This is a genomic window from Anaeromyxobacter sp. SG66, assembly GCF_022690805.1.
Classification (GTDB): Bacteria; Myxococcota; Myxococcia; order Myxococcales; family Anaeromyxobacteraceae; genus Anaeromyxobacter; species Anaeromyxobacter soli.
Genome location: NZ_JALCZC010000037.1, coordinates 12,848 through 26,235 on the forward strand (window position 1 = coordinate 12,848; position 13,388 = coordinate 26,235).

The 13,388-nt window shown below is 72.6% G+C and carries 17 protein-coding genes; 7 read left to right on the forward strand and 10 right to left on the reverse strand.

Going from position 1 to position 13,388, the window contains the following annotated elements; all coding sequences use genetic code 11:
• Window positions 1-9: 9 nt before the first annotated feature.
• The 4 genes from MNZ39_RS12285 to MNZ39_RS12300 all read left to right on the forward strand — a co-directional run bounded on the left by MNZ39_RS12285 (window position 10) and on the right by MNZ39_RS12300 (window position 3,362).
• Complete coding sequence (locus MNZ39_RS12285) at window positions 10-507, forward strand: ferritin (RefSeq protein WP_242338822.1); 498 nt, start codon at window positions 10-12, stop codon at window positions 505-507.
• A gap of 208 nt (window positions 508-715) precedes the next feature.
• Complete coding sequence (locus MNZ39_RS12290; RefSeq protein ID WP_277957283.1) at window positions 716-1,759, forward strand: sigma-54-dependent Fis family transcriptional regulator; 1,044 nt, start codon at window positions 716-718, stop codon at window positions 1,757-1,759.
• A gap of 263 nt (window positions 1,760-2,022) precedes the next feature.
• Window positions 2,023-2,700 carry an RNA polymerase sigma factor gene (locus tag MNZ39_RS12295; protein ID WP_242338824.1) on the forward strand — a complete coding sequence of 226 codons (678 nt, stop codon included), beginning with the start codon at window positions 2,023-2,025 and terminating at the stop codon, window positions 2,698-2,700.
• Complete coding sequence (locus MNZ39_RS12300) at window positions 2,697-3,362, forward strand: NrsF family protein (RefSeq protein WP_242338826.1); 666 nt, start codon at window positions 2,697-2,699, stop codon at window positions 3,360-3,362. Before MNZ39_RS12295 ends, MNZ39_RS12300 begins: the two co-directional genes overlap by 4 nt.
• Before the next feature lie 58 nt (window positions 3,363-3,420).
• On the opposite strand, the gene MNZ39_RS12305 is transcribed toward MNZ39_RS12300, so the two are convergent.
• The 4 genes from MNZ39_RS12305 to MNZ39_RS12320 all read right to left on the reverse strand — a co-directional run bounded on the left by MNZ39_RS12305 (window position 3,421) and on the right by MNZ39_RS12320 (window position 4,670).
• Complete coding sequence (locus tag MNZ39_RS12305) at window positions 3,421-3,825, reverse strand: SRPBCC domain-containing protein (RefSeq protein ID WP_242338828.1); 405 nt, start codon at window positions 3,823-3,825, stop codon at window positions 3,421-3,423.
• Window positions 3,822-4,139 (reverse strand): helix-turn-helix transcriptional regulator, encoded by a 318-nt coding sequence (locus tag MNZ39_RS12310; protein WP_242338830.1) that lies wholly within the window; start codon window positions 4,137-4,139, stop codon window positions 3,822-3,824. The genes MNZ39_RS12305 and MNZ39_RS12310 overlap by 4 nt, the downstream gene beginning before the upstream one ends.
• Window positions 4,140-4,221: 82 nt before the next feature.
• Complete coding sequence (locus tag MNZ39_RS12315) at window positions 4,222-4,419, reverse strand: hypothetical protein (RefSeq protein ID WP_242338832.1); 198 nt, start codon at window positions 4,417-4,419, stop codon at window positions 4,222-4,224.
• Window positions 4,377-4,670, reverse strand: coding sequence for a DUF6789 family protein (locus MNZ39_RS12320; protein WP_242338834.1), 294 nt, complete (start codon window positions 4,668-4,670; stop codon window positions 4,377-4,379). Before MNZ39_RS12320 ends, MNZ39_RS12315 begins: the two co-directional genes overlap by 43 nt.
• Window positions 4,671-4,923: 253 nt before the next feature.
• Between MNZ39_RS12320 and MNZ39_RS12325 the strand changes: the two genes are divergently transcribed.
• Genes MNZ39_RS12325 through MNZ39_RS12335 form a run of 3 tightly spaced genes read left to right on the forward strand, consistent with a single transcriptional unit; the run spans window position 4,924 to window position 6,058 of the window.
• Window positions 4,924-5,592 (forward strand): RNA polymerase sigma factor, encoded by a 669-nt coding sequence (locus MNZ39_RS12325; protein ID WP_242338836.1) that lies wholly within the window; start codon window positions 4,924-4,926, stop codon window positions 5,590-5,592.
• Window positions 5,586-5,828, forward strand: a complete 243-nt coding sequence (locus MNZ39_RS12330) for an anti-sigma factor (RefSeq protein WP_242338838.1) — start codon at window positions 5,586-5,588, stop codon at window positions 5,826-5,828. The genes MNZ39_RS12325 and MNZ39_RS12330 overlap by 7 nt, the downstream gene beginning before the upstream one ends.
• Window positions 5,828-6,058, forward strand: coding sequence for a thioredoxin family protein (locus MNZ39_RS12335; protein ID WP_242338840.1), 231 nt, complete (start codon window positions 5,828-5,830; stop codon window positions 6,056-6,058). The genes MNZ39_RS12330 and MNZ39_RS12335 overlap by 1 nt, the downstream gene beginning before the upstream one ends.
• An 83-nt stretch (window positions 6,059-6,141) precedes the next feature.
• Here MNZ39_RS12335 and MNZ39_RS12340 read toward each other — a convergent pair whose 3' ends face one another.
• From MNZ39_RS12340 to MNZ39_RS12365, 6 genes are all read right to left on the reverse strand, one after another.
• Window positions 6,142-6,528 (reverse strand): hypothetical protein, encoded by a 387-nt coding sequence (locus tag MNZ39_RS12340; RefSeq protein WP_242338842.1) that lies wholly within the window; start codon window positions 6,526-6,528, stop codon window positions 6,142-6,144.
• A 186-nt stretch (window positions 6,529-6,714) separates the two neighbouring features.
• Entirely contained in the window at window positions 6,715-8,946 is a 2,232-nt protein-coding gene (locus MNZ39_RS12345) for a transglycosylase SLT domain-containing protein (RefSeq protein WP_242338844.1), read from the reverse strand.
• Between the two features lie 208 nt (window positions 8,947-9,154).
• Complete coding sequence (locus MNZ39_RS12350) at window positions 9,155-9,412, reverse strand: hypothetical protein (protein ID WP_242338846.1); 258 nt, start codon at window positions 9,410-9,412, stop codon at window positions 9,155-9,157.
• A gap of 190 nt (window positions 9,413-9,602) precedes the next feature.
• Window positions 9,603-11,897, reverse strand: coding sequence for a hypothetical protein (locus MNZ39_RS12355; protein WP_242338848.1), 2,295 nt, complete (start codon window positions 11,895-11,897; stop codon window positions 9,603-9,605).
• Between the two features lie 288 nt (window positions 11,898-12,185).
• A complete protein-coding gene (locus MNZ39_RS12360) occupies window positions 12,186-12,620 on the reverse strand; it encodes a hypothetical protein (protein WP_242338850.1) in 435 nt (144 codons plus the stop codon).
• Window positions 12,621-12,719: 99 nt separating this feature from the next.
• Entirely contained in the window at window positions 12,720-13,379 is a 660-nt protein-coding gene (locus tag MNZ39_RS12365; protein ID WP_242338852.1) for a Smr/MutS family protein, read from the reverse strand.
• Window positions 13,380-13,388 lie beyond the last annotated feature (9 nt).

A 13,388-nucleotide genomic window follows, 5' to 3' on the forward strand; every position in this document is an offset into this window, starting at 1 on the left:
AGGCTCGTGATGATCGGCCCGAAGATGCAGGAAGCCTTGAACCGGCACGTCCACGCGGAAATGTACTCGGCGTACCTCTACCTCGCGATGTCCGCCTGGTGCGAAGCGAACACGTGGAAGGGGTTCGCGAGATGGCTCCGCGTCCAGCACGACGAGGAGCTGTCGCACGCGCGCAGGAGCCTCGACTTCCTCCTGCTGCGCGGGGGCGAGGCACGGCTGGCCGCCCTCGACGCCCCCCCTCCTGCGTGGACGACCGTGAACGACGTGTTCGAGAAGGTCCTCGAGCACGAGCGGAAGATCTCGGCGTTGGTGCACGAGCTCCACGCCACCGCGAGCCAGGAGCGGGACACCTCCGCGCAGGTCTTCCTGCAGTGGTTCGTCTCGGAGCAGGTCGAGGAGGAGGCGCGAGCCGAGGAGATCGTCGAGAAGCTCCGCATGGTCGGCGACCGGCCCGGCGCTGCGCTCTATCTGGACAAGGAGTACGGCAAGCGCGGCAGGACCCCATGAACGGCCGCGGGACATGAGGGCGCACTGGAGGTGAGCCCGCCTCCGTCGCAGTCGACGCGCCCGGCGGCGTTCTCGAACCAGGTCGTGGGGCCTCCGCCGTCGAGGTGCTCACGCCTGCCCGCCGCGGCAGCGGGCGCCCGATCGCTTCCCTCGCGGAGCGGCTGTAACCAGAGCGAGCCCGGTCCGTAACGCGCGTAGCGAGGACCGAATGCAAGTCTTCATGGACCAGGCCGACCCCAGGGTGGAGATCACGGACGCGAACGACGCCATCGTGGGGCGGAGCCCCGCGCTCAGGCGCGCGCTGCAGAGCGTGGCGCAGGTCGCGGCCACCGACGCGACGGTGCTCCTCCTGGGCGAGACCGGCACCGGGAAGGAGCTCTTCGCGCGGGCGATCCACGATCGGAGTCGCCGCCGGGATCGGCCGCTCGTCAAGGTGAACTGCGCGGCGATGCCGGCCACGCTCATCGAGAGTGAGCTCTTCGGGCACGAGCGCGGGGCGTTCACCGGGGCGACGCAGCGGCGCGAGGGCCGGTTTGCCCTGGCCGACGGGGGGACGATCTTCCTCGACGAGATCGGCGAGCTGCCGCTCGAGCTCCAGGGGAAGCTCCTGCGCGTCCTGCAGGAGGGTGAGTTCGAGCCCGTCGGTGGATCTCGAACGCGGAAGGTCGACGTGCGCGTGATCGCCGCGACGAACCGTGACGTGCAGCAGGGGGTGCGCCGCGGCGAGTTCCGCGAGGACCTGTTCTACCGCCTGAGCGTGTTCCCGCTCAGGCTCCCGCCGCTGCGCGAGCGCGGCGATGACGTCGTGCTGCTCGCCACGGCCATGGCGGAGAGCCTCGCCCACCGCCTCGGCAGGGAGGTTGCGCCCCCCGGTCCCGCCGACGCTGCGGCGCTGCGGGGATACTCGTGGCCCGGGAACGTCCGCGAGCTGCGGAACGCGGTCGAGCGCGCGATCATCACCTCATCGGACGGGTTGCTGCACCTCGACCGCGTGCTCCCCACGCCCGCCCTCCCGTTCGCGACGGTGTCCGTGGGACCGCTCGCGGCCCGGCGCGTCGACGGTGAGATCCTCACGGCGCGGCGTCTGCGCCAGCTCGAGCGGGAGAACATGATCGCGGCGCTGGAGCGGGCCGGATGGCGGGTGGGCGGGGTGGGTGGCGCCGCCGCGCTCCTCGACGTGAGCCCGTCGACGTTCAAGTCGCGGATGAAGGCGCTCGAGATCAGCCGCCCGGTCCTGGGTGAAGCCGCGTGAACGGAAGGCAACACGGCGACGAGGTACACGCCGGGCCATAGTCGAGCGCCCGGCGCCACGGGCGGGACCTGCTGATTTCAGCCGGTCGGCCGCCGGTTCGATTCCGCTGATGGCGCCCGTTCGCACGGCGGGGTCGCCCGCGTCCCCGGCCGTGCCGTCTACTGCTGCTACCGCAGCCCGAACGGATGGCGGGTGCCCCTCCGCCTCGCGTCACGCCTGTAACCGGGGGAGCCTGTGTGCGTATTGCGTGCGACGAGGCGTCCATGCAGGCAGTGATGGGACAGGTCGCGCTCATGATGGACGGTAGAAGCGACGTCGGCGCCGCGGGCGCGTCGCGCGCCGACCGCGCCATGGAGCGGTATGCCTGTGGTGAGGACGCGGCGTTCGGCGACGTCTACGACGAGCTGGCGCCACGCCTTCACCGCTTCGCCCTGCGATGGACCCGCAGCCGCAGCGCGGCGGAGGACGCGGTGCAGCAGACGCTCCTCCAGATCCACGCTGCCCGCCATCGCTTCGCTCGCGGCGCCGCGGTCGTTCCCTGGGCCTACGCCATCGCGCGCCGCCTGCTCATCGACCTCGGCCGCCGCGGGGTGCGTGAGGTGCTGCGGGCTGACGACGTCCGCGATCCCGAGGAGCCGTCGGCGGCCCCGTCACCGGAGGAGGCTCTCCACCACAGGCGCGTCGCGGCCGAGGCGCGGCGCAACCTCGCCTCCCTGCCGTCAGGCTGGCGCGAGGCCTTCGAGCTCGTGAAGTTCGAGGGGCTCTCGGTGGCAGAGACGGCCGAGGTGCTCGGGATCACCCGCGGAATGGTGAAGATCCGCGCGCACCGCGCCACCGCGGCGCTCCGCGAGGAGGCCCGGCGGCTCCATGGCTCCTCGGAGTCGACGACTCGCCCGGCTCTCCGGTCGCCGCGCGACATCGAGGGAGGAACGCCGACATGATGCCCCCCGAGTCCCTGAAGATGCGCGTCCTGGAGGCGGTCCGGCAGCACCCCGTGCCGCGCCGGACGGATCCGCTCCCGTTCACCATCGGGCTCGCCGCCTTCGCCGCCGTGGCCATGTCCGGCGTGTTGCTGTGGGTCCCGCCCCTCTTCGGCGAGGTCGCGGGGCTGGCGCACGCCGCTGGACGGCCGGCTTCGAGCGGAGCCTGGATCCTGGCCGGCACCGTCGCCCTGGCCCTCGCCTCCACGTGGCTCGTCCTCCCTTCGCGGCGCTCGATGCTCTCGCCGCCGCGCGGACTGCTGCTGGCCGTCGCCATCGGCGTGCCGCTGCTGGTCGGGGCGTGGCTGGTGCTCTGGCACGGCACCTATGCCGATCCGTTCACCCGCGTCGGTTGGCGCTGCTTCGCGCTCACCGCCCTGACCGCTCCCTGGCCCTTCGCGACCCTGGCCTACGCCAGCCGGCGCGTGGAGCCGCGGCACCCCGGGACGGCCGGCGCCGCCCTCGGGTCCGTGGCCGGCGCCTGGGCGGCGGTGATGGTCGAGCTCTGGTGCCCGCTGGCGACGGGGTCGCACGTCCTCCTGGGACACGTCCTGCCCCTCCTGGTTCTCGCGCTGGCGGGCTCGGCCTTCGGAGTGCGGCTGTTCCGCCTGCCCAGGGTGTAGGCAACGAGACCGACGGGCGCGCCGAGCAGGATCCCCGCGGGGACGTGGCGAGCTCCTGCTAGGCGCCCAGCGCCGACCCGAGGCGCTCGAGGACCGCGGGCCAGCCGCCCTTCATTCCTTCCCACGCTGCGCGGCCCATGGGCGAGTCGAGATCGAACCCCTCGTGCGTGAGGGAGAGGCGCGTGCCCCCCGCCTCGGCGGAGAGCCGCCACGTGATGGTCGTGTCGAGTGAGCCCGTCGCGAACCGGTAGCTGAAGAGCCGCTCGGGCTCGACCGCGATCACCTCGCACGGCTGCTTCCCGAACTGCCCCATGTCGAGCGTGAAGCGGTGTCCGACCACCGGGCGGACGTCGCCGGCGGCCCACCACCGCGCGTGGAGCTCGGGGTCGGTGAGCGCGCGCCAGACCGCAGACGGCGGATGCGGGTAGCGCTGCTCGAGGTGGATGATTCCAGGGGTGCTCATCTCGTCTTCTCCTTGTCGAGGACTTCGCCGAGGGCCGCCAGCCGCCGATCCCAGTAGCGCGTGAACGCCTCGAGCCAGGCGTCGACCTCGGAGAGGGGACGCGGATCGAGGTGGTAGTACCGCTCGCGGCCGCGCGGCTCCTCGCGGACGAGCCGGGCCTTGCGGAGCACCTGGAGGTGCTCCGAGATGGCCGGCCGGCCCACGTCGAAGCCGCGCGCGAGCTCCTTCACGGCGCGGGGGCCCTTCCGGAGCTGCATCAGGATGTTCCGGCGGACGGGGTTCGCGAGCGCCGAGAAGACGTCGGTCTGCGGCATGGACGCAACATAGGTCGGAATATCCCGACGCGTCAACGACTCCCGACGCATCACGTCGCGGCGGCCGGAAGCGTCTCCCCGCTCACGCGTGCGCCTGCACGGGGTGACCCACGGCGTGGGTCTCCCGCGCCGTGCCGTAGACGCCGCCGAGGACCGCGCCGTAGACGAGGTGGCCCATGAGGCTGCCGAATCCGGCACCGAACGAGCCGCCGAACAGCCCCGCGCCCATCATCGGCATCACCACGAGCTGCGCCACGATCCAGGGGACGAGCCCGTACACGCGCCGCGGATCCACGCGGGGCCCGGCAGGCGGTGCACGAAGCCGGCGGCGTAGATCACGGCGAGCACCGTCCCGATCACGAAGTGCGCGAGCCAGCCCAGGACGAGGCTCCCGCCCAGGAACGATCCGAGCATCGCGCCGATGTTCATCGGCGGCAGCCCCATGGCCGGGGCCATCAGAATGAGGGCGGTCATCGCGGCGGTGGCGCCGAGGCCGCCGACGATGGCGCGCGTCCAGTTCAGTCGAGTCATGGAAACCTCCCCGAGGCGACCGTGCGGGAGAATCCCGCGATCGGCGTCCCTGACGATCCGTCCTCGAGCGCGGCTCGAGATTACGGCGCTGCGTCGCCGAGCGGGGCCCGCCAGGTTTCGCGGTGGTGCCGTAATGTTCGAGCGTCTCGCGGGACCCTCCTGCATGAGCGGCGCGGAGCGGGGGACTCACGATGGTTCGGGGTCGTTTCCCGTGGCGGTCCCTCGCGAAAGCCGACAACATCGAGCGCCTCCGATGCGGAGCGCGACCACCACGGGCGATGATGCTGCCGAAGGGCGTGCAGCGGAGCTCGACGATTCCGAGCTGGTACGGCGCATCCGAGCCGGAGACCGGGGCGCGTTCGCCGCGCTCGTGCGGCGGCACGGTGGAGGGCTGCTCCGCCTCGCCCGCCTCTTCACCCGCGAGAGCTCGATGGCGGAGGAGGTCGTCCAGGAGACCTGGATGGCCGTCCTCGAGGGCCTCGACGGGTTCGAGGAGCGCGCGTCGTTCAAGACCTGGCTCTACCGGATCCTCGCGAACCGCGCCCGGAGCCGGGCGGTCCGGGAAGGCCGGAGCGTCCCGTTCTCGGCGCTCGCCGACGCGGGTCCCGAGGAGCGCGTGGACCCCGAGCGCTTCGACGCCGCCGGGCGCTGGCGCGACCCCCCGGTCGGCTGGACCGACCAGACCCCGGAGCGGCTGGCGCTCGAGGCCGAGACCCGCCGCGTGATGGAGGTCGCAGTGGCGGCGCTGCCGGCCACGCAGCGCGCCGTGCTCGTCCTCCGCGACGAGGAGGGTCTCGAGACGGAGGAGATCTGTAATCTCCTCGGGCTCACCGTGACGAACCAGCGAGTGCTCCTCCACCGCGCGCGGACGCGCGTGAGGCAAGCGCTCGAGGCGTACATGCGAGGCGGACGCCCATGCTGACCTGCAAGGAGCTCACGGAGCTCGTCACCGACTACGCGGAGGGGAACCTCTCGTTCGTGGATCGCCTCCGGTTCCGCGTGCACATCGGCATGTGCCGCGACTGCCGCCGGTACGTCCGGCAGGTGAAGGCGACCGCGGCCGCGCTCGGCGCGCTGCCCGTGCCCGAGCTGTCGCCCGACCTGGAGCAGGAGCTGCTCCGGCGCTTCGACGACTGGAAGCAGACGAGGAGGTCGTGATGGCAATCACCATCCAGGTCCAGATGAGCCCCGGCTGCGGTCACGGCGAGCAGACGATCGCGCTGCTGCAGGACGTGGTCGCCGCCCTCGCGCTGGAGGCGTCGATCGAGATCGTCCACGTGCGGACCCTCGAGGACGCGGAGCGCCTCGGGTTCCGCGGCTCACCCACGGTGCTCGTGGACGGCGTGGACGTCGATCTCCAAACACCCCCGGGCGCCGGCGTCGGTTGACGCCTCTACGGCCTCGCGGGCGTGCCCCCGCGATCTCTCCTCGAGGTTGCCCTGCGGTCCGCGGCGTCGCGCGACCGTGCGGGCTAGCTTCCAACCTTCTTCCGCATGTGATCGATCACGTGCGTGTGCTCGCGCTGCGGGCTGAACATGATGAGCTCGGCGTCGGCCGTGACCTTCACGTTGTGTCCTGCGGGCCAGTAGAACAGGTCGTTCTCGCGCACCGTCTCCTGCTTTCCAGCCGCGTCGGTGGTGGTCAGCTCGCCGCGCAGCACGTACCCCCAGTGCGGGCACTGGCAGAGGTTGCCCTCGAGCCCCTGGAAGAGGGCCGTCGTGTCCACCCCCGCCGCGAGCGAGAAGTACTCCCCGCTGATCCTGCCCAGCCCCGTCGCGTCGCCCATGTCCGTCCTCTGGCGGAGAACGGCACCGGGGACCTGCAGCTTCACCTCCACGTCATCCTTGGCCACGCGCATGGTTTCGAGACCTCCGAGAAAGAAGTGCGGCTCGGCAGGTAGGGAACGTGCGCGCGAGGAGTCCACGCGGCCATTCAATCGCGTCGGAAAGCGTTCGCTCACCGGCTGCCGCGCACCGGCATGACTCTGGACTGGCCCTGACCGGGGTCGCCCTCACGGACGGGCTCCCCCGCGAGCCGAGCGCCTTCAGTGCGGCGGCGCTGCCGCGCGATCGTTCTGGGGGCCGCGCGACCTGCCATAGACGAGGCGGTACGCCCCGTAGCTCCCGAGGACACGCTTCACGTAGTCGCGCGTCTCCGAGATGGGAATCCGCTCGACCCACGCGTCGAGCTCCTCGTCGGGGCTCGCCCGCACCCACCGCCACACCGCGACCGGGCCGGCGTTGTACGCCGCCACCGCCCGCGCGGTCGAGCCCTCGAACTCCGCGAGCAGCTCCGCGAGGTACGCGGCCCCGAGCCGGATGTTGAGTCCAGGACGGTGGAGCATGCGCGGGTTCACGCGGCCGAGCTTCAGCCCCCGCGCGACGTCCCGGGCGGTTCGCGGCATGAGCTGCGTGAGGCCGAGCGCCCCCGTCGTCGAGCGAGCCGAGGGATTGAAGCGGCTCTCCTCGCGCATCAAGGCCTGCAGCAGGTCCGGATCGAGGCTCGAGGCCTTCGCCCACTGCTCGACCATGTCCCGGAACGGCAGCGGATACGTCGCGCGCCAGACGTCCGCGGTGCGGTCGTCCACCCCGCCTTTCAGCGCGGGCCCGAGCGTGGTGCGAGCCACGAGGGCTGCGGCGTTCGCGCTCCCGCTTCGCTGCAAGGCCTCCACGAGGAGGCGCGCCGCGTCCTCGGGCAGGTTGCGTCGATCGAGGGCGAGCAGCTCGGCCGTGGCCTCCGGCAGCTGCATCCGCAGGAGCTCGACGCCGGCGAGGAACCTCGGGTCGTCGCCGAGAGGACCGGCCTCCAGCGGCCAGAGGGGAGCCGCCCCGCCGGACGAGGCGGCGGAGAAGGAGGCCGTCTGCACCACGTCCTGGGGGAGTCGCCCGCGGGCGAGCAGCCCGTACCACTCCGTCGGATGATCCGAGGCGAGCGCGGCGAAGGCTCGCGCGGCCGAGGCGTCGCCCTTCTCCGCGAGCGTCCGGGCCCGCCAGTAGCGAGAGCGGAGCCGCTGGTCGCGTCCGAGGCCGGGCAGGCGATCCAGCCGGTCGAGCGCGGCCAGCGCCTCGGCGTGGGCGCCGGCGGTGCGGTGTTGCCACGCGAGCTGGAAGAGCGCCTCGGCGGCGAAGTTGCCGGTGGGGTACCGAACGGCGACCTGCTCGAGCCGCGCCAGGGCGGCAGCGCGCCTCCCGCCGCGCAGCTCGAGCTCGGCGGCGAAGAACAGCGCGTCGTCGGCGAACGGGTGATCGGGGTACTCGCGCGCCAGCGCCTCGTAGGTGCGCACCGCGTCCTGCCCGCACACCGACTGCGAGTAGCCCAGCACGTACATCGCCTGGGGGCGGAGCTCGGAGCCCTTGCACGCCTCGACCATCGGTGCGAGCGCGGCGGCGGCCTTGCGGTGCTGCCGCTCCTTCCGGAGCGCGTTGCCGATCACGAACGACGCGCTGCAGGCGTCCTCGTCCGGCAGCGGGGCCTTCACCTGCCGCGCCAGCCGCAGGGCCTCGACGTTGTCGTGGAACGCGAGGAACGACTCGGCGCGCCGCAGCCGCCACCGGTTCGGGACGGGGAGCTCCTTCAGGCGCTCCCAGACGACCTTCGCCTCGGGCGAGAGGGGGCTCGTCGCCCAGAGCTCGAGCATGGCGCGGTGCTCGCAGCGGTAGTCGCCCTTCTTCTGGCACAACCGCGCCGAGGCGAGCAGCGCCTTCCGCCGGACGCCGTCGTGGCGAGGGATGGCCGGCAGCTCGCGCAGCGGGAGCAGCGCCTCGAGCGCTCCGTCGAGCTCCAGCCCACGCTCGAGCACGCGCGACCGGCCCAGCCGCGCCTCGGCGAAGAGCGTCGAGCCGGGGCTCACCTGCGCGTAGACGTCGGCCGCGGCGCGGCGCTTCCGCAGCCGCTCCAGGGCGCGCGCCGCGTGGAAGAGGCAGTGGTCCCGCATCCGCGGGTAGTCGTCGGCGAGCGCGCGAAGCTCCGCCGCCGCCGCGGCGGGATCGTCGGCCAGCGCGGCCAGCGCGCGCAGGTAGCGCACCGGCGGCTGCTCTCCGCGCAGCATCGCCCGCGCTCGCGCGTAGCGGCCCCGGTCGAAGAGCGCCTTGGCCTCGGCGAGCTCGCCTGAGCCGAAGTAGGGCGCCAGATCCGCGTCCGTGTAACGGTGCGTCGGCGACGGCTGCGACCGCGAGGTGCTCTCCAGCAAATCCTCGAGCTGGCTCTCCGCGACGGGAGCATCCCCTTCGGCCTCCTGCGCGGACGCCGCCGCCGCCCACATCGCGGCGCCGAGCAAGGCCAGCCAGCGACGCCCGGATCGCAGGGTGAGCCGATGCGAGCCGGTATGCCTCGTCACTCCTTGCACGGATGAGGATCAGTGTACCGATCGATCCGCGCGCGTCACTCCCACAGCCCGCGCGCAGGGCCGCGAGGTGCTTACATCGGCGACCGTTCGGCGCGGGCGGTGCGGCGTCGAGCCGCCACCGCCCGCGAGTCACGAACGGTCACGGAGATGGATACGCGGCGCCGAGCGTCCGGGCCGCCGGGGTCGCTCCGTCCGCCGCGCGCTCGCGCCCGCCCTGGGCGCGAAGCGCGGCCGCGGCATCGACGACCGTGCGGCCGATGGCGCCGAGCAGCACGCCTGGAATCATCAGGATGCCCGCGATGGGCACGATGATCGCGAGGGCGACGAGGATGCCGATCGTCGCGAAGACCTGACCCGAAGAGTACGACCCCTGCCCGACCGTGTTCGGCTGATGCACCGTGTCCTCCCTGCGTTGGGGAGGAATCGTGCGCCCGAACGGCCGGCGAGCGGGACACGCAAGAACGGATGCTTCATCAGCGGAGGTTATGACTCGGGACCACGGAAGCAACCGAACGTGATCACCTCCGGGGGGACCGCGTCGCAGCAGTTCACCCGGAGCGAGGCTCTCCTGGCCCGGCCGCCGAGCGCTACGGAGGCGTCGGCAGCGTCTGGAAGCGCACCTCGCCCGGCGTGAAGTAGCCTCCGAGGCCGACGAGCGTCACGAGCCGTGTCCCGTCGGCGGAGGCCGCGAGCCCCCGGCCGAGCAGTGCGCGATAGCTCGTCTTCGACGACGAGCTCCGCCTCGCCAGCTCCCTGCCGGTCGGCCCGTCGTAGATCCAGACGTCCGTCGCGTCGTAGTAGGAGTCCGTGCCTCCGATGACCATGCCGTTCCAGAGGCAGATGACCGAGTTCGGGTAGGCAGTGCCCGGGAGCACCTGGGTCTGCGTGTGCGTCACCACGCTCACGCCGGGGAACTGGTAGATGCCGCCGCTCGCGAAGTAGGCCATCTGGCCGTCTCCGCTGATGCAGGCCTGGCCGTCGGCGCCGGAGACCGGGCCGTTGAACGCGTCGCTCACGACGAGGCCGCCCCCGGCGAGCGCGGTGCGCTTCACCTTGTCGACGCTCCCGAAGTCGGCCGCGACGTAGGCGCTGTCGGGGGAGGTCGCGAGGCTCTGGGCCCAGATCGCCGCGCTGAACCGGGCCGTGTGCTCGACGCCCGTCGCGAGGTCGTACATGCGGGAGGACGGCGTGACGAGCGTGGGCGAGCCGCCCGGCTGGAACCACGCAACTCCACCGCCGTACGGCGTGGTCCCGGACAGGGGCGTGGACACGTACTGCTTCAGGATGGAGCCGGTGACGGAGTCCACCGCGGTGACCCTGAAGTTCGTCTTGTCGTACACGAAGAGCGTCTTGCCGTCACCGCTCACCGTCATCGCGCCGGCCGCTGCGACGACGCCGGTGAACGTCCGCACCGCCGTCGCAGCGTAGACGTCATAGCCCGTGACGTCCGCGCCGCCGTTGTTGAGGAACACGATCGGCTCGACGGGGCTCGCCGCGGCGTGAACCGCCGCGATGGAGAGGCTCGTGTCCACCGGTGACGCGCTCAGGACGGTCAGGCCGACCCGGATCGTCTGCGTGTTCTCGACGGACGGATCCGACGAGACGACCGTGACCGTGGCGAAGTGCGTCCCGGCGGCGAGGCCCGTCGGATCGGCCGAGAGCGTGACGGCCTGCCCCGTGACGCCCGACGAGGTCACGGTGAGCCACGCCTGGTCGGAGGTCGCGTCCCACGGGACGTCGGTACGGCCGGTCGGGCTCACCACCGGGACGGCGCGCGAGAGCACCGAGCGCGAGGGCGAGGAGGACAGCCCCACGCCGGCCGCGCCGACGACGAGGAGGTTCGCCTCCCGGTTGAACGTGACCGGCAGCGTCTTCGTGAGCACGAGCTCGCCCACGGTGACGGTGACCTTGACCTGGCCGGTGTAGGTCCCGCCGATCATCCCCGCGTCGTTCGCGGTGAGCTGGAGCGTGACCCCGGCCGCGTCGACCGTGCCGCTCGTGGAGCTCGACACGAGCCAGGACCCGCCGGAGGCCGTCGTCGGCTCCACCGTGAACGGGTGGCCGGCCGAGCCGGCGCCGAGCGTGAACGTGAGGGGCTGCGGCGCGCTCGACAGGCCATCGGCGCCGCCGAGGACGATCGCGGTCTGCGTGACGGAGAGGACGGGAGCGGTCACCTCGACCGAGAACGCGAGGCTCGCCGTGTCCTGGGCGTTCGCCGTGCTCGTGACGGAGACGCGGCCCTGGTACTTGCCCGGCGCGAGGCCGGACACGTCCACGCTCACGGCGAGCGTCGCGTCCGCGCTCTGCACGCCGGTCGGCACGCGGAGCCAGCTCGCGTCGGTGGACACCGTCCAGTCGCGCCCGGGAGCGCGCACGGCGAGCGAGACGGAGTCCTGCGTCCGGGTCCCGCCGTAGGTGAACGTGGACGCGTAGGCGGTCCCGGTGATGGCGATCCGGGGCGCCACCGTCAAGGTGACGGTCACGTCCTGCGACGCGAGCACGTTTCCGTTCGCGTCGGCGGTGCCGACCGCGAACGTGCTCGAGTACTGCCCGGGCGCGATGGACGTGGTCAGGATCGAGACGACGACGCTGCACGACCGGCCCTGGCACGGGATGGTGATGCCGAGCCAGCTCGGCTGGGTCTGGCCGTTGCGGTAGCCAGCGCCGACGTAGGTCACCCCGTCACCGGTGACCTGCAGGCTCAAGCTGACGCTCGAGGGCGGGGTCGTTCCCTGGAGCACGGAGAAGGACGCCGAGTTCGCGCTCAGCGTGAAGGCGCCCGGCGCTCCGGGACGCGGACCCGAGCCGGACGACGAGCCGCTGCTGCATCCCGCCGCCACGACCGCCAGCACGACGCACGACCACTTTGCCGCAATGCGCATGGATCCCCCTCGACGATGGGGTACGCCGCGGAGGCGCGACCCGCAGGGTCGGAGGACTGGTAGCAGATGGCGCGCTGCTTCGCCAACACCGTGCGTGCAGCGACCGGGGGTGAAGCGGAGCCATCGTGTCCGCGCGTGCGATGCGCTGCGGAGATGTGGGAGATCCGGCGAAGACGCCGGCCGCCCCCCTGCCCGCAATTGAAGGCCTGCGCCCAAGGGCAGACGTGCCAGGACGGCGCCTGCAGGACCTGATCGCGGCGCACCGCCCGAAGCGGCGAAGGCGAGCTACTACGTGGGCGCCCCCGCCCTCCGCACGATCGGCGGCTTCGCCTTCACGACGCGCTCCGCTTTCGCCGGCTCGGCGGTCGCCTGCGCGAGCTTCACGTGGGGGAGCGGCTTGCCCTTCGCGAAGGCGGCGTTCTCGCCGTAGCGCGCGACGATCTTCTTCTTCGTGTCGAGCCCGGTCGCCTCGATGACGAAGGTCGGGACGCGCCGGGCGCGGTGATCCGCGACCCAGCGCGTGATCGCGCCGGCTCGCGGGACCGCGACCGCGACGTTCCGGCGAGCGGCGCGCCTCGGGGCGGCGGGAGCCTGGGTGTGCGCGCGCGCCGCCACGGCGGCGTCGATGGCCCGCCGGAGGGATGGGAGCGCGCGGGTGATCGCTGCCTCCACCGCCGCCTCGATCGCCTCGTCGATGGTCCGCCTCGTCGTTCTCGCCGCCATGTCGCTCCTTCGCGCAGCCGAAGAGGCGTGCGGTCATCGAGCAATATGCCGATCGATGCGGGATGACAACGGACTTGCGGCGAAGGCGGCGCAGCGCGGTCAGCGCCCGGCGCGGCGGAGGAGCACGTAGATGGCCCCCGCCCCGCCGTCCACGGGGCGGGCGCTCGCGAACGCGAGCACGTGGCGCGCGAAGCGGCCGGTGGCGAGCCAGGTCTTGAGCGCGTCCTTGAGGACGGGGAGCTGGTCCTTCGAGTGGAGGCCGCGGCCGTGCACGATGAGCACGCAGCGCTTCCCCGCCTGGCGCGAGCGGCGGAGGAAGTCCTCGACCGTGCCCTTCGCCTCGTCCCGCGTCATGCCGTGGAGGTCGACGTGCCCCTGGACGGCGAACTCGCCGCGGCGGAGCTTGCGCGCGAGGTTCGCGTCCAGGCCGGACATCCGGCCCTCGATGAACTCGTCGGTGTCGGCGAGATCGAACGGCGCGTCGCCCGAGACGAGCGCGCGCAGCTCGTCGATGGCCTCGAGGTCGGGGTGCCAGAACGTGCCGGCCGCGGGCGGCGGGGGCGGGGGGGCCGCGACGCCGTGCCCGGGGTCGAGCGGGCGCACGCCCGAGAGCGCGACCTCCCACAGCTCCTCCTCGGTCGGCTCGGGCGCGAGGCGCGGCGGCGGAGGTGGGGGCGGCGGCGCACGCGGCGCGGGGGGCGCCGCCTTCGCGAGGTCCTTCAGCTTGCCGAAAGGATTGTTGAACGGCTTCTTCCCCACCGTCCGACT

What these genes read in the sequence shown, in the direction of transcription:
- MNZ39_RS12340 (WP_242338842.1), bottom strand. Translation starts at nt 6,528, where the DNA reads ATGCGCGTGGCCAAGGATGACGTGGAGGTGAAGCTGCAGGTCCCCGGT.
- MNZ39_RS12290 (WP_277957283.1), top strand. Translation starts at nt 716, where the DNA reads ATGCAAGTCTTCATGGACCAGGCCGACCCCAGGGTGGAGATCACGGAC.
- MNZ39_RS12325 (WP_242338836.1), top strand. Translation starts at nt 4,924, where the DNA reads ATGCGGAGCGCGACCACCACGGGCGATGATGCTGCCGAAGGGCGTGCA.
- MNZ39_RS12310 (WP_242338830.1), bottom strand. Translation starts at nt 4,139, where the DNA reads ATGCCGCAGACCGACGTCTTCTCGGCGCTCGCGAACCCCGTCCGCCGG.
- MNZ39_RS12355 (WP_242338848.1), bottom strand. Translation starts at nt 11,897, where the DNA reads ATGCGCATTGCGGCAAAGTGGTCGTGCGTCGTGCTGGCGGTCGTGGCG.
- MNZ39_RS12305 (WP_242338828.1), bottom strand. Translation starts at nt 3,825, where the DNA reads ATGAGCACCCCTGGAATCATCCACCTCGAGCAGCGCTACCCGCATCCG.
- MNZ39_RS12330 (WP_242338838.1), top strand. Translation starts at nt 5,586, where the DNA reads ATGCTGACCTGCAAGGAGCTCACGGAGCTCGTCACCGACTACGCGGAG.
- MNZ39_RS12285 (WP_242338822.1), top strand. Translation starts at nt 10, where the DNA reads ATGATCGGCCCGAAGATGCAGGAAGCCTTGAACCGGCACGTCCACGCG.
- MNZ39_RS12335 (WP_242338840.1), top strand. Translation starts at nt 5,828, where the DNA reads ATGGCAATCACCATCCAGGTCCAGATGAGCCCCGGCTGCGGTCACGGC.
- MNZ39_RS12320 (WP_242338834.1), bottom strand. Translation starts at nt 4,670, where the DNA reads ATGACTCGACTGAACTGGACGCGCGCCATCGTCGGCGGCCTCGGCGCC.
- MNZ39_RS12300 (WP_242338826.1), top strand. Translation starts at nt 2,697, where the DNA reads ATGATGCCCCCCGAGTCCCTGAAGATGCGCGTCCTGGAGGCGGTCCGG.
- MNZ39_RS12295 (WP_242338824.1), top strand. Translation starts at nt 2,023, where the DNA reads ATGCAGGCAGTGATGGGACAGGTCGCGCTCATGATGGACGGTAGAAGC.
- MNZ39_RS12360 (WP_242338850.1), bottom strand. Translation starts at nt 12,620, where the DNA reads ATGGCGGCGAGAACGACGAGGCGGACCATCGACGAGGCGATCGAGGCG.